At 46.9% G+C, this 17,741-nt stretch carries 16 protein-coding genes; 7 read left to right on the top strand and 9 right to left on the bottom strand.

Features of this window, described 5'->3' with window-relative positions; translation table 11 throughout:
• Positions 1–70: 70 nt before the first annotated feature.
• The 3 genes from LZG94_RS07000 (at position 71) to LZG94_RS06990 (ending at position 3,854) form a co-directional block, all read left to right on the top strand.
• Positions 71–1,456: a hypothetical protein gene (locus LZG94_RS07000; RefSeq protein ID WP_233791212.1), complete on the top strand. Its 1,386-nt coding sequence runs from the start codon at positions 71–73 to the stop codon at positions 1,454–1,456.
• A gap of 43 nt (positions 1,457–1,499) precedes the next feature.
• On the top strand, positions 1,500–3,323 hold the full coding sequence (locus LZG94_RS06995; protein ID WP_233791211.1) for a sialate O-acetylesterase: 1,824 nt from the start codon (positions 1,500–1,502) through the stop codon (positions 3,321–3,323).
• Between the two features lie 72 nt (positions 3,324–3,395).
• Positions 3,396–3,854, top strand: coding sequence for a lipocalin family protein (locus LZG94_RS06990; RefSeq protein ID WP_233791210.1), 459 nt, complete (start codon positions 3,396–3,398; stop codon positions 3,852–3,854).
• A 27-nt stretch (positions 3,855–3,881) separates the two neighbouring features.
• Here LZG94_RS06990 and LZG94_RS06985 read toward each other — a convergent pair whose 3' ends face one another.
• The 3 genes from LZG94_RS06985 to LZG94_RS06975 all read right to left on the bottom strand — a co-directional run bounded on the left by LZG94_RS06985 (position 3,882) and on the right by LZG94_RS06975 (position 9,211).
• Positions 3,882–4,886, bottom strand: a complete 1,005-nt coding sequence (locus LZG94_RS06985; protein ID WP_233791209.1) for a virulence RhuM family protein — start codon at positions 4,884–4,886, stop codon at positions 3,882–3,884.
• A gap of 137 nt (positions 4,887–5,023) precedes the next feature.
• Positions 5,024–8,689, bottom strand: a complete 3,666-nt coding sequence (gene purL, locus LZG94_RS06980; protein ID WP_233791208.1) for a phosphoribosylformylglycinamidine synthase — start codon at positions 8,687–8,689, stop codon at positions 5,024–5,026.
• 99 nt (positions 8,690–8,788) lie between these two features.
• A complete protein-coding gene (locus tag LZG94_RS06975) occupies positions 8,789–9,211 on the bottom strand; it encodes an organic hydroperoxide resistance protein (protein ID WP_233791207.1) in 423 nt (140 codons plus the stop codon).
• Positions 9,212–9,420: 209 nt separating this feature from the next.
• Between LZG94_RS06975 and LZG94_RS06970 the strand changes: the two genes are divergently transcribed.
• A complete protein-coding gene (locus tag LZG94_RS06970) occupies positions 9,421–10,797 on the top strand; it encodes a FlgO family outer membrane protein (protein WP_233791206.1) in 1,377 nt (458 codons plus the stop codon).
• A 64-nt stretch (positions 10,798–10,861) separates the two neighbouring features.
• Here LZG94_RS06970 and LZG94_RS06965 read toward each other — a convergent pair whose 3' ends face one another.
• From LZG94_RS06965 to LZG94_RS06955, 3 genes are read right to left on the bottom strand one after another with little or no spacing between them, the layout of a single operon-like run.
• Entirely contained in the window at positions 10,862–11,143 is a 282-nt protein-coding gene (locus tag LZG94_RS06965; RefSeq protein ID WP_233791205.1) for a hypothetical protein, read from the bottom strand.
• Positions 11,143–11,616 (bottom strand): DUF6644 family protein, encoded by a 474-nt coding sequence (locus LZG94_RS06960; protein WP_233791204.1) that lies wholly within the window; start codon positions 11,614–11,616, stop codon positions 11,143–11,145. The genes LZG94_RS06965 and LZG94_RS06960 overlap by 1 nt, the downstream gene beginning before the upstream one ends.
• Complete coding sequence (locus LZG94_RS06955) at positions 11,616–11,969, bottom strand: DUF6152 family protein (RefSeq protein WP_233791203.1); 354 nt, start codon at positions 11,967–11,969, stop codon at positions 11,616–11,618. Before LZG94_RS06955 ends, LZG94_RS06960 begins: the two co-directional genes overlap by 1 nt.
• A 123-nt stretch (positions 11,970–12,092) precedes the next feature.
• On the opposite strand from LZG94_RS06955, the gene LZG94_RS06950 reads away from it, so the two are divergent.
• Positions 12,093–12,635: a DUF4468 domain-containing protein gene (locus LZG94_RS06950; RefSeq protein WP_215232715.1), complete on the top strand. Its 543-nt coding sequence runs from the start codon at positions 12,093–12,095 to the stop codon at positions 12,633–12,635.
• On the opposite strand, the gene LZG94_RS06945 is transcribed toward LZG94_RS06950, so the two are convergent.
• The 3 genes from LZG94_RS06945 to LZG94_RS06935 form a co-directional block, all read right to left on the bottom strand.
• Positions 12,628–13,455 carry an SGNH/GDSL hydrolase family protein gene (locus LZG94_RS06945; RefSeq protein WP_233791202.1) on the bottom strand — a complete coding sequence of 276 codons (828 nt, stop codon included), beginning with the start codon at positions 13,453–13,455 and terminating at the stop codon, positions 12,628–12,630. The genes LZG94_RS06950 and LZG94_RS06945 overlap by 8 nt on opposite strands.
• Positions 13,456–13,518: 63 nt before the next feature.
• Positions 13,519–14,391 carry a sugar phosphate isomerase/epimerase gene (locus tag LZG94_RS06940; protein WP_233791201.1) on the bottom strand — a complete coding sequence of 291 codons (873 nt, stop codon included), beginning with the start codon at positions 14,389–14,391 and terminating at the stop codon, positions 13,519–13,521.
• Positions 14,392–14,488: 97 nt separating this feature from the next.
• Entirely contained in the window at positions 14,489–15,253 is a 765-nt protein-coding gene (locus tag LZG94_RS06935; protein WP_233791200.1) for a DeoR/GlpR family DNA-binding transcription regulator, read from the bottom strand.
• 178 nt (positions 15,254–15,431) lie between these two features.
• Between LZG94_RS06935 and LZG94_RS06930 the strand changes: the two genes are divergently transcribed.
• Both LZG94_RS06930 and LZG94_RS06925 read left to right on the top strand, forming a co-directional pair.
• Positions 15,432–16,691, top strand: coding sequence for an MFS transporter (locus tag LZG94_RS06930; RefSeq protein WP_233791199.1), 1,260 nt, complete (start codon positions 15,432–15,434; stop codon positions 16,689–16,691).
• A 42-nt stretch (positions 16,692–16,733) separates the two neighbouring features.
• The gene (locus LZG94_RS06925; protein WP_233791198.1) at positions 16,734–17,738 is read left to right on the top strand and encodes a 2-hydroxyacid dehydrogenase; all 1,005 of its coding nucleotides are present in this window, start codon (positions 16,734–16,736) and stop codon (positions 17,736–17,738) included.
• The last annotated feature ends 3 nt before the right edge of the window (positions 17,739–17,741 follow it).

The raw sequence follows: 17,741 nt of genomic DNA, 5'->3' as shown, positions 1-17,741 counted from the left end.
AAAATACCTGCATCCCTCATAGGCAGAACAGTCAGTCAGTGTTTACTTATTCACTTTAAACAAATTAAAAATGAAGAAGTTGTTATTTGTTTTCGCCCTCGTTGCCTGCAACAAGCCCACCAACAGTTGGCCTGATCCCAAACCCGTTGAGCCCATTTATATTCCCACTGCCGAAGACTCCGCAAAGACGGCCGGCCCGTTTATGGGCATTCACCCAATGGGGCAGTATCCGGAGATGATCCATGAAAATCTACAAAAGCAGCCTGCACTCAAAATAGAAGATTGGCTGGCTGCTCCACTTCCGACAGCCGATTTCGGGCGCATTCTCAAACCGGGACAGGAAATGGAAATGGTCGCATTTGGCGGCGGGCTCACAGCTGGTGTCATGAACGGAGGTATTACAAGGGAAAGTCAGCAAACGAACTACACCAACTTGCTCGCACATCAAATGGGCATCAAGAACTTCGCAATGCCGCTGTTTGAAAAGGAGCATTTCAATGGAACAGGCTATTACGTATACCGTAATACGACAGACGGATATCCGCAGTGGGACAGGGTTACAAACAATGTGATCTCTGTGTTGCCAGGCAAGCCGGCGACGATGCCGAAGTACCAGGGAAAGATCTCGAATTACGGGCTATACTGGGGAAGCACGGAGTGGTTTGTTCCCGGCTGGGGATGTGAGAATTGCTCGCTAACTACGCTGCTCACGTCCCGTCTCGAGGGGCATGTACCGACAGATTTACCGTATAATTTTATTGTTATCGAAGAATTTTTTGACCGCTGGATGCGCGGAATTAGAAGGACCAATCAGATCGGGGGATTTCATGATTCCTTCAATGGCTCGATCATGTACTCGGGTAGGATTACTGATTATTCAATCAACTATGTTCTACATGGCAAAAAAGGAGTCATTTTTACAATTCCTAGATACCAGGATTTGCCCTATATGGAATGGTATTCGATGAAGAAATTTCAAAACGCATACATCACCTTCGATCGCGAAGGTGTGGCTGACGGAGTGATCGATTTAATGATGCCGTTTTCGCTGATACCTACGGCCCGGCTCCATAATCTTTGCAAGAGATTTGCGGGCGGCACCTTTTCGGCTAATCTAACTGACATCGAGGTTATCGATGCTACTGAGAGCCATCAATCTGATCCTGCACTATATTATAATCAGAAAATCAGGGATTATGCGGCGGAAAAAGACCTCGCTGTGGTTGATCTATTTGACCTTTATCAACGCATTCATCAGGGAGGTTACAAAACCGATGACGGAGTTTTGGTAGACGGAAGTCCGTACGGTAATTTCTTCTCCTCAGATGGAATTTATCCTACGCCGCTTGGGCAGGCCATTATTTCGAACGAAGTGATCAAAGCGCTGAATAAGCATTATGGCGCTAAGATCCCGTTGATCGACATTGCTGGTTTTGTGAAGGCAAACGGCCTCTAAAAACAGTGCTTTAAATTATTTTCAGCAAACTAATCTTTCTACAATGAACAGTTTCATAAAGTGGCTAGTCGTATGCGCCTGCCTCTTGACAAATATTGGCCATGCACAAACGGTAACATTATCATATCCGATCAATAATTCCGTAATCCAGAGAAGTACACTTAACAGCGCCACAGCCACTATTGCCGGTCAGCTAATTCATAATACCCTCGCTGTCACAATGAGTTACAGGATTCGCGCTGTTAGTGCCACAGGCGTGGTTGGAGCCGCAGGGCCTGCAACAAACCTGAGCCTCGCTGCAAATGGAATGTATTATACAACATTGACAGTCAACAAAGGGTGGTATTTGTGTGAAATTCTTCTAAATGGCATTCCCTATGCATCCGCCAAATTTGGAATAGGGGACGTATTTTTTATTGCAGGCCAGTCTAATGCACAGGGAGTCGAAAATGACGCTTATCTATTGCCCAGCAACGTCAACATTCCTGAATGGATTGTTGGCACTTTTCATGATTATACTTGCTCCAGACATATCCCCAGCGGGGCCTTTAACGGCATGTTCTCATTGAATACGCCTGATGAAGCAAAACGGCATGGCAGATTAGGGCCATCAGGCAATAGCATCTGGGCTTATGCGACTTTGGGCAAGCTAATTTCCAATGCAACCGGAGGAACGCCGGTGGCATTTTTTAACGCATCTACTGCAGGATCAAGCGTAACTGAATGGAAACAAGGCGCGGACGGTGTTGAGGCAAAACATCCTTATACCGGAGCACAGGTGTGTTTGGGTTATGTAGCGGGAGCGTCGATAAATCCAACTGACTACTACGGCTTGCCTTACACCACACTGAAAAACGCATTAAACTCTTACGGCTCGCTATTCGGGGTGCGAGCCGTACTGTGGCACCAAGGCGAGGCCGATGCAGATTTGAACGTCAATCCGATTTACAAAGCAACGAGCGCCGCGGACTACCAGGCCAAATTACAGGCAGTAATTGCAAAATCGCGTGCTGACTTTGGGTCACCCAACCTCACGTGGTATATCTCGAAGGCATCCATAAGTAAATGGGGGCCGTTGAATGCTACCGTAAGAACAGGTCAGGGCAATGCAGCACCAGGTGCCCCGAACCTGAATGGTCCGGACACAGATTACGTAACCGGAAGTTCAGGCGCTACTACCAACATCGTTGGTGTGAATAGATACCGGGGAGATACCACTCACTTTTACGAAGGACCGGGTTCAATCAAAGGACTTACCTGGCTTGCGAATAAATGGTTTGCCAGCATTGGAGCCTTGATTAATCCCATCGCCGCAAGCTGGGTGCCGCAATTAACCTATTCAAAAAATGGAGAATTAAGAACACTTACTGCTCCCGGTGGGGGAGTCCAATATGTCTGGAACTCTACGAGTATGAATTCACCCGGCGTGCCTGGAGGAAACGCAAGTGTGTACATTGCCGACGGGAAACACCTTGGTATCAAATGTCACATGAAAGACGCGACCGGTAACTGGCACATATCAGCTGCACTTAACGTCGGAAAGTACGAAAGTCAGCGTGAAGGCTATGAAATTGAAAATGAAAAAGAACCGGAACTGCCTGGCTTTGAACTAACCGCCTACCCAAATCCATTTACTTCCAGTTTTACTATTGCGTTTGACGTGCCCGAAGAAAACAGCCACGTGAGATTAGAGGTTATTGACATTCAGGGTAAAATCTTGAAAACAGTAGTGAACAACCCGCATGCAGAAGGTAAGTGGCAGTATGAAGTGAAAAACTTGTCAAATAATGCAGGTGAAATTCTGTTTTGCAGGTTGAAGGTTAATGAGAGTTATACGGTGCGGAAGCTGGTACGGGTGGGAAGATGAGATTATTGCGGACAGGTAGAGGTTAACCGAAATATCCTTATATCGTCATTTAACCTTTACCTCAAAATCTAAATGAATCTCAAACCCGCAGCCCTCGTACTCCTAGCCTTTGCAACCCAATGCACCTCGAAAACAGAAACCATAGACCAACCGAAAGAACAAAATATCATCGGAACCTGGCACCTGCACTCTAGCCAGATCATTGAAAAAGGAGACACCATTAAAACCTTTCCCGTCAAAGATCAGGAAATGATCAAGCAGATCACGGATACACATTTCAGCTTCATGAAGCACGATACTCGCCAGGGCAAAGGTGATACCGCCGTTTTTGACGCTGGTGCGGGTACTTACACTTTAAAAGGTGATGATTATACGGAGAACCTGCAATACTGTAATTATCGCGAATGGGAAAATCATCAGTTTCATTTCAAACTCCAAATCAATGGAGATACGCTTGTGCAGACTGGTTTTGAAAAGATTGACAGTCTTGGCGTTGACCGGGAGATTCGGGAGGTGTATGTGAGGAAGTGACTTCGGCTGTCGGCGATCGGCTTTTGATTATGCTTTCATTCTTTTGATTTCATCTTCCAGTTTTTTAAGTTCGGCTAGGTCTTCTTTGTCGGCTTGCCGAGCTTCTTCTAGCTTTCTATTTAAATCAAATGTTTTGTATTCCTGGAAAGCGAGTGCTTCCATTTGTTCATTGCTAATGCTGCCACGACCTTGCAATACAACTTTGTCATTGAACTCAATGATACGATCGATATTGTCCCGCCAGAAATCCATTTTTATTTGCTGCCTGTTTTTGGCGCGCAATTCCGCAGTTTCTAAAAACACCGTCACGAAGCGATTCAGATTATCCATTTCATCTTCATTCAGGTAATTTTTTGCAATCAGGACATCCTGTTTGCGAATTACATTACCTTTCCAGCTCATCAGTCCCATATTCGGTTTTGAAGCGTCCGCTCTACTGGAAACTAGCTCTGCCGCAGTTTCGCCAGTTACCGCAAATAGCAACTTATTCTGCGTCTCTGCGAAAAACATTTGTGTGGCTTTGTCGGTCTTATCGTAGTCAATACTGAGCGCAAACAGGTCACGTACTTTTTGATAAAACCGCTTTTCAGATGCTCTTATATCCCGAATGCGGGCAACCAGCTCGTCATAATAATCCGGCCGACCATCAGGATTCTTCAAACGCTCATCATCCATCACAAAACCCTTGACCATATATTCGCGAAGGTTCTGATTTGCCCACTGCCTGAACTGTGTACCTCGGTTGCCCCTCACCCTAAATCCGATCGCCAGGATCATATCAAGAGAATAGAAAGTCACATTGTACTCTTTGCCATCGGAAGCAGTTGTCAAGTAATCCTTGACAACTGAATTTCGGTCTAACTCATTATCTTTTAATATGTTAATTATATGAAGACTGATATTCTGCTTAGAGGTGGCAAAAAGTTCTGCGAGCTGATTTTGGTTCAGCCAGATGTCACCATCCCGAGCATAAAGTGCCACCGAACTCTTGCCATTTTCAAATTGATAAATAATGATCTCAGGTCTTTCCATGATTCAGATAAGTTAATAGTGTGCCAGAATCCATTCCCCAAATCTACACTTTCCCCCACAAAAAACCCGCTGCAATATAAATCGCAGCGGGCCAATAATATAAAACCTTCCTCCCTACTCCCTTTCCTCCTTCCTACCTACGCGGGCCGCCCCTCAACCCACTCCCGCGCATTCACAAACGCCTCAATCCAAGGACTAACCTCATCCTTTCTTCCCTCTGGATAATTCGCCCAATGCCATTGGAAAAGTGATCTTTCGATGTGCGGCATCATTACTAAATGGCGGCCGGTTTCATCGCAAAGCATCGCAGTATTGAAGCCGGAACCGTTTGGGCAAGCTGGATAAGTTTCGTACCCGTATTTGGCTACAATGCTGTAACGTTCCTCGGTATACGGGAATTCGAAACGACCTTCTCCGTGGGATACCCAAACGCCCAAAGTTGAACCTGCAAGAGATGACAGCATTACCGATTTGTTAGGCTGGATCGTCAGCGAGGTGAAGATACTTTCGTGCTTGCCACTTGCATTGTGCAGCATTTTTGGTTTCACATCGTGACCCATATTGATCAGGCCAAGCTCTACGAAAAGCTGACAACCATTACACACACCCACCGACAAGGTATCCTCACGCTTAAAGAAGTTTTCCAGCGCCACTCTGGCTTTGTCATTATAAAGGAAAGCACCAGCCCAACCTTTGGCAGAACCGAGTACATCAGAATTTGAAAACCCTCCTACTGCGCCGATGAATTGAATATCTTCCAAAGTCTCCCGACCAGAGATCAGGTCTGTCATGTGGACATCTTTCACGTCAAAACCCGCCAGATACATTGCATTGGCCAATTCGCGTTCGGAATTACTTCCTTTTTCACGTAGTACCGCAGCTTTTGGGCGAGGTTTTGATTCATCAATAACAGGTTTTTTCCCGTGAAACTGCGCAGGGAATTTGTAACGTAGTACGTGGTGTTTGTAATTGTCAAAACGCTCTTTCGCCAGCTTCGCGCCGCTTTGTTTGATATCAAGCAAATACGAAGTTTTGAACCAAACATCCCTCAACTGATCAATATCGAAATCCCATTTGCCTGCTGCGTCTTTGATAGTCAAAGTCGAAGCCAGATTTACGTTTCCGATTTTATAAAAATTAACTCCATTTGCTTCAAGAGCATTTTCCACACTTTCCTCAGCCTGGAAAACAATACCGATATTTTCTGCAAAAAGCTTTTCAATGATATCCTGATCGCCCAAACCGGAAAGGTCAATCGAAGCACCCAGATCGCGATCTGCGAAACACATTTCAAGTAAAGTCGTGATCAATCCGCCGCTGCCGATATCGTGGCCCGCCTGGATTTTACCTTCCTTGACCAATGGCTGAATGGTATTGAATGCATTCTTAAACTGGTCTGCATTCTGAATATCTGGCGTAGCATCTCCGATTTTATTCAAAATCTGAGCGAAAGAAGAGCCGCCCAGTTTGTAAGTATCGCCTGATAAGTTGATATAGTAAATCGAGCCGCCACTTTTCTTCAAAACAGGCTCAACTACGGCAGTGATATCATCGCAATGTCCAGCTGCCGAAATGATCACAGTACCAGGCGCAATTACCTCGGCATCTTTGTATTTCTGCTTCATCGAAAGCGAATCCTTGCCAGTCGGAATGTTGATTCCCAGACTGATCGCAAATTCCGAACAGGCTTTCACGGCCTTGTATAAACGTGCGTCCTCGCCTTCATTTTTGCAAGCCCACATCCAGTTTGCCGAAAGCGAAACGCTCGTCAGATTATCCTTTAATGGCGCCCAAACAATATTGGAAAGTGCCTCCGCAATCGCATTGCGACTACCCGCTGCCGGGTCGATCAATGCAGAAAGTGGCGCGTGACCGATCGAAGTGGCGATGCCGTCTTTACCCTGAAAATCCAGCGCCATTACGCCCACATTATTCAAAGGCAATTGCAGCGGACCGGCGCATTGCTGCTTGGCAACGTGGCCACCCACGCAACGGTCTACCTTATTCGTAAGCCAGTCTTTGCTCGCAACCGCTTCCAGTTGCAGCATTTGTTCCAGATATTCATGCAACTTGCCGATTTCATAAGTTACCGGCTCATAATTTCTTTGAATGGATTTGTCAGCCATAACCGTCTTCGGCGAGCTGCCAAACATATCCTCCATTTTCAGGTCCATTGGTTTCGCGCCCGTTTTGGCCGATTCGAATGTAAACCTGTGCGAACCAGTCACCTCTCCTACCCGGTACAAAGGCGCCCGCTCGCGGTCGGCGATGCGTTTCAGCGTTTCCAGGTTTTCCTTGCTGATCACCAATCCCATTCTTTCCTGGGATTCGTTACCAATGATTTCCTTGGCCGAAAGTGTAGGATCACCGACAGGTAATTTGTCCAGATCTATGTTTCCACCCGTTTCTTCCACCAGCTCCGAAAGACAGTTCAAATGCCCGCCTGCGCCGTGGTCGTGGATTGAAACGATGGTATTATTATCGCTTTCCACCATGCCACGCACTGCATTGGCAACACGTTTTTGCATTTCAGGATTGGAACGCTGGATCGCATTGAGTTCGATACCTGAGCCAAACGCCCCGGTATCGGCAGAAGAAACCGCCGCGCCGCCCATTCCGATCCGGTAGTTTTCACCACCCATTACCACAATCTGATCGCCCACTTCGGGAGTCGACTTTTTCGCCTGATCCGCTTTTCCGTAACCAATACCACCCGCCTGCATGATCACTTTATCGTAGCCCAACTTGCGGCCTTTTTCTTCGTGTTCAAAGGTCAAAACCGAGCCTGCGATCAGCGGCTGACCGAATTTATTTCCAAAATCAGTCGCTCCGTTTGAAGCTTTGATCAGGATATCCATGGGTGTTTGATACAACCACTGACGCTCTTCCACACCATTTTCCCAGGGGCGACCTTCCTCCAAACGCGACAATGCAGTCATGTAAACCGCCGTTCCCGCCAAAGGAAGTGAACCTTGTCCGCCCGCCAGCCTGTCACGAATTTCACCACCCGAACCAGTCGCAGCACCGTTGAAAGGCTCGACCGTAGTCGGGAAATTGTGCGTCTCCGCTTTGAGGGAAATAACTGATTTAAAATCTTTTATCTCGTAAAATTCAGGAACATCTGGCCGTTTCGGAGCAAACTGCCTCACAACCGGACCTTCCAGAAATGCTACGTTATCTTTATATGCCGAAACGATCGAATTAGGATTCGCCTCAGAAGTTTTGCGGATCAATTTGAACAAAGAAACCGGCTGCTCCTCTCCATCGATCACAAACACACCATTGAAAATCTTGTGGCGGCAGTGCTCGGAGTTAACCTGAGAGAAACCAAAAACCTCTGAATCCGTCAGTTTGCGATTGAGTTTTTCGGCCAGATTATCTAAGTACCCAACTTCTTCATCGCTCAGCGAAAGTCCCTCCTGCTTGTTATAAGCAGCAATATCCTCCACTTCCTTAATAGGCTCCGGCGCGATGTTGATCGTGTAAAGCTCCTGGTTCAGCTCGCTGTATTTCTGCGAAAGCATTGGATCAAAACCCGAAAAGTCAGCGTCGACTTTCTTGAATTCTTCAATGCGGATGATACCCTGAATGTCCATATTCTGGGTGATCTCCACCGCATTGGTGCTCCAAGGCGTAATCATCGCTGCTCGCGGACCAACAAAAAACTCCGTGATGGTTTGTTCATCCCGGAGTTCTGCGCCGCCAAAAAGCCAGCTTAATTTGGAAGTATCTGATTCTGTTAGCGTTCGCTCTATCTGGACCGCAAAAACAGTGTTCTGTTTGTCTGCAAAAAAGTAGATCATGGTATCGAATTATGGCGCAAAGGTAACGCTAATTTGGCTTTTTGGCTAGTAATGAACGTCTTTTCTGTCTTTCGAATTAATGCCTTCAGGCTGAAATACTTACTTCACGATCAGCTCCACATCCACGTTGCCGCGGGTTGCATTGGAATATGGACAAACCTGATGTGCTTTTTTAACGAGCTCTTCTGTTTGCTCTTTTTCAAGTCCCGGTGCTTCAATTTCCAGCACCACCGACAATCCAAACCCGCCATTCTCAATTTTACCAATACTCACAGCCGCAGTCACCGAAGTAGTTACGCCCGTAATTTTTTCCTGGCGCATGATCAGGCTCAAAGCACTGTCAAAACAAGCAGCATACCCTCCGGCAAAAAGCATTTCAGGATTGAGGTACTCGCCCGACGGACCGCCCATTTCTTTGGGTACCCGCACATCAATGTCGAGCACACCATTTTCGGATTTCACTTTTCCATTCCGTCCGCCGGTAGCTGTTGCTTTTGCGGTATATACTGGTTCAATTTTCATATCAAATGCAGGTTGTTTATTTAAAAGTGTGAACAATATTCCCTTTAACAACCGTCAAAATCCTACCCTGGTTCCGCAATGGGATAACCATCCATTCGACAAATTAGAGCCAGCTAAGCAACTCCATTGAATACAACCTCCGCCAGAAAACATTCGAAAATTGCCTATATTGGCATAATTGAACAGAAATTCAGCGCTTACTAGTGACCATGCAACCATCCATCGCCGTATTGCCATTTGCCAACCTCAGCAACGATCCCGAAGAGGAATATTTCAGTGACGGGATCACCGAAGAGATCATCAATGTATTGAGCCGGGTACCTGGATTACAGGTAGCAGGCCGAACTTCTTCGTTCACTTTTAAAGGTAGCAGCGAGGATTTCCAATCGATTAGCGAGCAGTTGAATGTAAAACACTTTTTAAAAGGTAGCGTGGCGAGTAAAGGTAACCAGTTGCTGATCAATGCGCAGCTGGTGCATGCAGCCGACGGAACGGTGATCTGGTCGGAGCAATACCGTGCGCTGGATGATATTTTTGATATTCAGGATGAAATTGGATTGGCTATTTTGGGCGCGATCAAAGTGGAGCTACTTGGCGAAGAGCCTGCGCTTACTTTCAAGCGGTATACCAATAATAAGGATGCGTACCAGCTTTACCTGCGCGGACGGTTTTACCATAATAAATTTGCCGGAGGCGACGAGTACCAAAAAGCAATCGGCTACTTCGAAGCGGCAATTGAGCTCGATCCTACTTATGCAATTGCCTACGCCGGAATTGCCTCCTGCTACCTGAATATGTGGTTTTACAGGCACATGCCTGCTGCAAAAGCATTGCCGCTGATGAAAGAAGCCACCGCGCAGGCACTTGCGCTCGACGATGAAATTGCCGAAAGCTATATTGCATTGGCTCGAATGCAAATGCTGTATGAATGGGATTTCGGCAGCGCGGCGAATGCATTCAAAAAAGCGACCGACCTGAACTGGAATACCGCCGAGCTGCACGTGCAGTTTGCATTGTACTGGGGACTGCTGGGCCACGCTTCCATGGCCGAAAAAGAAATCGCGACGGCACTTGAACTGGAACCGTTCTCGCTGATCAATAACTTTTATGCAGGATATGTTTACTGGCTATCCGCCAACTTCGAGAGTGCGATTGCGCAAGGAAGAAAACTAACCGCGCTGGAACCGAATTTCTGGGGCGGGCACATGATCACGGGCGCCAATCTGATCACATTAAAAGATTACCCCGCCGCTCAGGAAGCACTCGAAACGGCACTCGAAATAAATTATAACGGCATTACATTAAGTGCCTGCGGCGCATTGTTCGGACTGTCCGGCGAGCATGAAAGTGCGCGGGATATATTGACCCAAATGAATGCATTGAGCAAAACGCAGGTAGTATCAAATTACGATATGGGGATTGTGCATGCAACTTTGGGTGATACTGAAATTGCCATTGAATATTTCCAGAATGCTGTAAGTCAGCACGAACCGCCGATGCTATTCTTCAAGTACATTGTAAGAGACTGGCTCTCAGATACATTGCATGATGTTCGGTACGATATGCTGGTGGAGCTGATTTTGTAATAGTTAGCCCAAACGAAATTGGACCCGGTAAAATATTACATTCCTACATGCTCTTTATCACGCTTTATAGGGACCGGCTTGTAAATTTACCCAAAAAACTTTTTTGATCCGAAAGCGATCCGAGCAATAAAGCCCGGCTGACACTCCAATGATTTGCAGCCAGATAAAAGAGCAAGGGAAGTAAAAGTGCAACTGCAATACGCAAGTTAGTATCCGCATATCCTTGGTCCCGCAATGCAATTTGCAATCCCTGATGCAGGTACATGATGACCAGCGAAGCTTTGCCAAATGCAGAAAGGAGCGAGGACGAAGGAAGCTTGAAAACGAAGAACAATAAAAAAACCATCAATATGCCAGCAGCCTCCCGCAGGCAACCACCGCAATCCAGACAGAAATCGAAATCAATGCAGACAGTTTGGAAGAAGCCGGAAGCTCGATTTCGCCGAGGGTAACTCCGGGTATTTTGTAAATAAATCTGTGAAATACCCACGCATTTAATGCGCCAACTGCGATCAATGTAATCTTTAACCAAAAAGTGAAATCCGTGCCCAGCGCTTGGGCATTGGTGATGAAAAGCAGCAGTCCGGAAGGAATAATGAGGATCAAGCCGCGTTGAGACCAGGGTAACAAATGCTTTGCCAATCCTGCTACCGGCAAGTTTTTGGAAAATCCCAAGAGACGAAGATCAAACAAAAAAGCGGCGCCGACCAACATAACTATACCCAGTATATGGATGATTTCCAATACCGGGTATAGATACAAAGATTGCCGGATACCGACAGCCCAGGAAGATTTTTCAAGCCACTCGAGTAATTCCACTAGCGCAGCTCAAATTTTTTCCCGTCCACAAAAATGCGTTCTGCGCGCATTTCATTTTTCTCTGTTTTGTGCGGATAAGCGACCAATCTCACATCGGTACCTTTCGTGATCATATCAGCCGTGAGTCCGCGGTCGGTCATGCGGCTGGTAGGGGCTAGAAATACGGTGATCACATCTTTCTTGTATTTAACCTTCGCGAGTACGTGCGGATTTTCGTATACCGCTTCCTCAATTTTAGTCTTGAAATCAGCAGGTTTGGTTTGATCATAATCGGCCCAGCCGTGGTGAAGAACTGTAAATGATACGAGCGATACAACTGTTAATGCAAGTGCAAATGTTTTTAAGTACCTCATAACCTGTCGATTTTAGTGTAGTTTAAAAGTAACGAAACAAATGATCTTTTGAAACTAAAACCACTTGAAAGCCGATAGTTTGCCTTTTCACTTATCTTTACCCACTAATCAACGCATAACACTTTGAAATATCTCGCTTCCCTTCTGATCCTTTTTTCCTTCGGTCACGTATTCGCTCAGGACGGTTATCTTCCGTTAGACGCTGACAAACAGATTCATTATTCAGATTCAGGACAACCCAATCTTTCGAAAGACGAGCTTTTCAAAAAAACGCAGGATTGGGTGGGAAAAACGTTTGGCAACTATCAGAATGCCGTCACTTTTGAAGATCCGAAAGCAGGCATATTGCGCATTACCAGCTACGTACCGCTTATTCACGCGCGCTTCGCCTACGCAAGATTCGATCTGACCATCACTGTTTCGGACAACAAATACGACGCGCATATTACCACGCTCGACGGTGTATCCCCGGTGCACAGCCCGGAGCGTATCAGCGCCAAGGAAAACGAGACTATATCTTCGCAGGAAGTACTGATCAAGGCAGAAAACAACAGAAAAAAACGCGCCGAACTGGAAGAAGAACTGAAATTGCTGAAAGCTGACAACGACGGGATCAATACCGCCATGTACAACCTCCTCGGCAGCCTGAAACAGTTCACTAATTAAGACCTTTCCATTTGTCTGTCAGCATATTAGCAATTACTTCGTAGCCTTTATCTGAGGGATGAAGCCCGTCGTAGGTCATATTGGTCGCTTCGGCGGGATAGGGATATTCGTCCTTTTCGGGGTCGAATGGGATATTGGTGTAATCGGGATAAGTGTAATTCACGTACTCGCCATTTTCCGGGTTTTTAAGCCTTTTGAAATTAACCATATTATCGAGGTTAATGCCGCTTTCATGGTACAGGTCTACAACCGGAATTTTTTCCAGCACACCAATTTCCAGGATCGCATTCGCCACCTGTTCAAGCGTTTGGTCACGTTTTGGCTTGTAGGATCCGTGCGCGTTATTTTTGGGATTATTAATGTAAACAAAATCTCCCCTTTGCATCGGCGTGATCAGGATGATCTGAGCGTTCTTGTTTAACGCTTTCAACTTGTTGGTAATCACCCGAAATGCACCGTACACCGTAGAAGCACCGTTCTGGTTTTCGTAATCGGCAATTGTCCCGATCTGCTTTCCCTGCCACCAATCGTTCGTACCCAGAAAAACGGTGTAAACATCTGCTTCCACCAGTTCCAGCGACTCGATCTTTTCGGCGATGTTAGTCGATGTCCAGCCGTTGTACCCTTTGTTAATATATTCGATATCAGGGTATTTCTCAGTGATCAGACTCAAATAACCTTTCGTAACCCGGTCGCCGGTTTCGTCTTTGTGATCATTCAGATAAGTGATCGAATCGCCGATTGCGACCCAGGTAGTTTTCTTGGGAGCTGCACCGAGGCAGACAAAGACCAGTAGCAGCAGGAAAATGCTTTTTTTCATTACGATAGTTTTCTTTCGATACAAATAGCTTTCGTTAAAGCGATACTTTAAACTGTTTCCTTTTTAAACGACCATTCTGTCGAAAACAGCCCGCTGCTCATGCATGGATTTTACTTTGTCTGCCGGGTTCGTGTGGCATTCTAGCAATACCCAGCCTTTGTAATTCATTTTGATCAGGTTGGCGATCAGTTCTTTATATGGATAGTCCGTCCGGTCCAGCTCGCGCACGTGCAGCGTATCGCCGAAATACTGTTTCACCAGATCAAAATTGGACTGAAAACCTGCGCCATTCAAATCCTGCGGGTTGCAGTTCCAGCAGATCTTCGCATTGGGGTGGCTGGCGTATTCCATGATCTTTTTGGTATTCGGCAGCTCCTGGGTTTCTTCGCCGTGCACTTCCAGCCGGAGTTGCTGGCCCATATCAGCCGCATATCCAGCCAGTTGATGCAGTGATTTCCCTATCTGCTCCAAAGTTTTCTCCGCAGGTACTTCCTTATGCAATGCATTCGGCTTCACTTTCACACCCGACGCGCCGATATCCGCGCTGAGCTTGATAAATTCCTTCGTCCGCTCGATTGAAGCTTTCAGTTTAGCCTGGTCGGGATAATCGTATTGCTGGTTGGTGCCAAGTCCCACAATCTTGACCGGGCTGTCTGCAAATCTCTTCTTCACTTCTACCCTGCCCGCCGCACTCAGCTCGGGCATTACGTTATGCGCGTGCTCCACCCGCAGCTCTACACCGTGGATTTTGGTATCCGTGCAATTTTTGATGATCGTAGGCACGTCCCAGTCCTTTCCCCACAAATAAGTTACCAAACCCAGCTTCATTTCCGGTTTGGCAGCGAGCGGCCCCGCAGCCGAAACATTTCTGGCCAGCATTGAAACGCCGGTCAACAGGGATAGTTCTTTCAGGAAAGTTTTTCTGTCAATATGCATAGCTGTCGGATATCGTGGATGATTTGCAACTAGAAGTCAATGCAATGCTAAATATCACTACCGGACGCATTATCCTTTATTTATCCTGAGACAGCGATCAGGCAATAATCACCTTGATCCCACGCTCTTCCAGACTTTTTACAGTATCCGCACTCGTCTGCTGATCGGTAACAATATAATGGACCTGATCCAGTTCGCAGATTTTGGCAATGCCACGTTTCCCGAATTTCGTGTGGTCTGCGAGAACCACAACACTTTGCGCAGTACTGATCATTTTCTGGTTCAGCCCCGCCTCAGTCAGGTTGCTGATCGACAACCCGAAATCCGGATCGATCCCGTCAACCCCGATAAACAGAATCCCGCAAGAGATATTGGCCAGAATATATTCTGCGTAAAAACCTGCGACCGACGACGAATTCTGCCTGATCAGCCCGCCGAGCTGCAATACTTCCACGTTCGGCCGGTTACTCAGCTCCAATGCGACCTTCAAAGCCGGCGTGATCACAGTGATCTGTTTGGCGGGATAAAGGGTGCGGGCCAGCTCAAAAACGGTAGTACCCGAACCGATCATGATCGAATCATTTTGCAGGATCAGTTCCGCCGCAGCCTTCCCGATCCGCTGCTTTTCCTCTGCATTGATAAACTGCTTCTCATTGATCGGCCTTTCAATCGCGTAGGGATTATGCAGCGAGCCGCCGCCATGCGTCCGGTAAAGCAATCCTTTATCTTCCAGGATTTTCAAATCCTTCCGGATCGTCACCCCCGAAACCTGCATCAGATCCGATAATTCGAGAATATTTACAATGCCCGTTTTTTTTAACTCCTGTAAAATGAGCTGGTGCCTTTCTGTGATCGTCTTCATAAGCTGATAAGTCGCTTAAAATTACTTTAATTTTCTTTTAATTTGTTTCACATTATTTAATTAGCTTTGTTTATATCAAGTTTCACACAGATCATTCCTAACAAAACCTCTTATATTACAAGTATCGATTTTCACTATTCCTATCCCTTAATTTCCTAACCCTTAACACTTCTACAAAATGACTTCACTGGCAGACAAAGCCGGCATGCCCAAACACCTTGCCTGGGGTTATATTGGCATTCTCATCTTTATGATGGGTGACGGCGTAGAGCAAGGCTGGCTCAGCCCCTACCTGCTCGAACACGGCATGAGCATTCAGCAATCCGCCTCGCTCTTCACAGTTTATGGCGTCACCATCGCCATTTCTTCGTGGTTTTCCGGCGTCCTCGCGGAGGGTTACGGTCCCCGAAAAGCAATGCTGCTGGGCATTTTGCTGTATGTGATCGGCACGATCGGCTTTGTCGGACTGGGTATGCAGCAGCTCAACTTCCCGATCATGCTATTCACTTACGCAATACGCGGCTTTGGTTATCCGCTTTTTGCGTATTCATTTCTGGTTTGGATCACTTACCGTACGCCGCAAAACCAGCTGGGGCGCGCGGTGGGTTGGTTCTGGTTTGTATTCACAGGCGGTCTGAATGTGCTCGGCGCGTATTATTCCAGCTGGGCCATTGACAATTTGGGGTATCAAAACACGCTCTGGACTTCTATTTTCTGGGTTTTAGTGGGTGCATTTTTTGCATTGGTGTTAAATAAAGATCAGTTTAAATCGCCTTCTCTACTGGACAGCACATCTACAAAAGCAAAAGAATTGCTGAAAGGGCTCACGATCGTGCAGGAAGAACCGAAGGTTTTGATCGGCGGCATTGTACGTATAATCAATACCACCGCCCAATTTGCATTCCCCGTTTTTCTGCCCATATACCTTGCTGAACACGGTTTTTCAACCAAAGAATGGTTGCAGATCTGGGGTACCATTTTCACGAGCAATATTATTTTCAACCTGATATTCGGCTTTGTGGGCGACAGGCTGGGCTGGCGCAATACGATCATGTGGTTTGGCGGGGTTGGCTGCGGGATCACTACGCTATTGTTTTACTATTCACCCGTCTGGTTCGACGGCAGTTTCTGGCTCGTAATGGGCAGCGGCGTGCTCTGGGGCGGTTTATTGGCAGGTTATGTGCCGCTTTCCGCATTGGTTCCTTCTTTGGTTAAAGAAGAAAAAGGGGCTGCGATGGCGATTTTAAATCTGGGAGCCGGCTTACCTGTTTTCATCGGGCCGGCTATCGTCGGCGTTTTTATCGGCACGATCGGTAGTGAAGGAGTGGTCTGGATATTGGCGGTACTCTACTTTATCAGCGCCATTTTAACCAGGTTCATCACCTTGCCGCAGGACCATATCCTTTCTGTTACCAGCACCGGTCCCGTCCGTTCCTGACCCTTTTGTTTACTACTATATTCAAATGCTAAAACCGAAAATATGAAAGTCCTAGTCACCGCACCTTATCATCAAAAAGCCCTTGACGCGCTGGAAAAGCAGTTTGGGGAGATTATTTATAAACCCTGGAAAACACAGGGACGCGCCTACAATCAGCAGGAGCTGATCGCCTTACTGAAAGAAACCAATGCAGAAGCGCTGGTCACCGAGCACGACGAAGTGACCGAACAAGTGATCGAAAGTTGTTCCGATCTCGCGTTTATAGGAGTTTGCCGCGGCACGCCTTCGAATGTAGCGATTGCTGCCGCGACCAGATTTCAGATTCCGGTATTCCACACGCCGGCCCGCAATGCGCAGGCAGTGGCCGAAATGTTTATCGCCAATCTGGTTAACCTGATGCGGAATACCTTGCCGGCAATTGCGTGGCTGGAAGGTGAAAACTGGGAGGCTGGCGCGCATACATCCTACCTTCAATTTAAGGGAAACGAGATTGCCGGCAAGAGGATCGGAATGGTTGGTTTCGGCGCGGTTGGGCAAACGATAGCCAATCTGCTCCGCCATTTTCCAGCTGATATTCAATACTATGATCCGTTTTATACCTCCGAAGAAGAGACTTACAAGAAGGTCGATCTGCCCGAACTGTTCAGTACGAGCGACGTGGTTTCCATTCACCTGCCGGTTAACAAGGAAACGGAGGGGATGATCGGAGAAAGTCTGATTAGTCTCATGAAAAAGGATTCGATATTCGTCAATACCGCCCGCGCTGTGGTGGTGGACAGATTAGCATTACTGAATGCAATAGAAAATGACCTTATCCGCGGGGCGATCCTCGACGTTTTTGACCATGAACCACCCGATGAGCTGGACTACAAACTGATCCATCACCCCCACGTACTCGCCACGCCGCACATTGCAGGCGCGACTTTCGAAGTGGAAGACCATCATGCCGATATTATGAACAAAAACCTGCGTCAGTTTTTTGCCGAAGGAAATCACGGGATCCGGCAGCTGGTCAACAAGGAGGTACTTTCGGTTAAAACATTTTAATGC

The organism is Dyadobacter sp. CY343 (genome assembly GCF_021390335.1).
Taxonomy (GTDB): domain Bacteria; phylum Bacteroidota; class Bacteroidia; order Cytophagales; family Spirosomataceae; genus Dyadobacter.
The sequence above is the reverse complement of the archived record's forward strand: the minus strand, read 5'-3'. Positions and strand labels throughout refer to the sequence as shown.

Excerpts from the sequence above, each read along its gene's own strand:
- purL (WP_233791208.1), bottom strand. The coding sequence starts at position 8,689 with ATGATCTACTTTTTTGCAGACAAACAGAACACTGTTTTTGCGGTCCAG.
- LZG94_RS06925 (WP_233791198.1), top strand. The coding sequence starts at position 16,734 with ATGAAAGTCCTAGTCACCGCACCTTATCATCAAAAAGCCCTTGACGCG.
- LZG94_RS06995 (WP_233791211.1), top strand. The coding sequence starts at position 1,500 with ATGAACAGTTTCATAAAGTGGCTAGTCGTATGCGCCTGCCTCTTGACA.
- LZG94_RS06970 (WP_233791206.1), top strand. The coding sequence starts at position 9,421 with ATGCAACCATCCATCGCCGTATTGCCATTTGCCAACCTCAGCAACGAT.
- LZG94_RS06965 (WP_233791205.1), bottom strand. The coding sequence starts at position 11,143 with ATGGTTTTTTTATTGTTCTTCGTTTTCAAGCTTCCTTCGTCCTCGCTC.
- LZG94_RS06940 (WP_233791201.1), bottom strand. The coding sequence starts at position 14,391 with ATGCATATTGACAGAAAAACTTTCCTGAAAGAACTATCCCTGTTGACC.
- LZG94_RS06990 (WP_233791210.1), top strand. The coding sequence starts at position 3,396 with ATGAATCTCAAACCCGCAGCCCTCGTACTCCTAGCCTTTGCAACCCAA.
- LZG94_RS06985 (WP_233791209.1), bottom strand. The coding sequence starts at position 4,886 with ATGGAAAGACCTGAGATCATTATTTATCAATTTGAAAATGGCAAGAGT.
- LZG94_RS06955 (WP_233791203.1), bottom strand. The coding sequence starts at position 11,969 with ATGAGGTACTTAAAAACATTTGCACTTGCATTAACAGTTGTATCGCTC.
- LZG94_RS06945 (WP_233791202.1), bottom strand. The coding sequence starts at position 13,455 with ATGAAAAAAAGCATTTTCCTGCTGCTACTGGTCTTTGTCTGCCTCGGT.
- LZG94_RS06930 (WP_233791199.1), top strand. The coding sequence starts at position 15,432 with ATGACTTCACTGGCAGACAAAGCCGGCATGCCCAAACACCTTGCCTGG.
- LZG94_RS07000 (WP_233791212.1), top strand. The coding sequence starts at position 71 with ATGAAGAAGTTGTTATTTGTTTTCGCCCTCGTTGCCTGCAACAAGCCC.
- LZG94_RS06935 (WP_233791200.1), bottom strand. The coding sequence starts at position 15,253 with ATGAAGACGATCACAGAAAGGCACCAGCTCATTTTACAGGAGTTAAAA.
- LZG94_RS06975 (WP_233791207.1), bottom strand. The coding sequence starts at position 9,211 with ATGAAAATTGAACCAGTATATACCGCAAAAGCAACAGCTACCGGCGGA.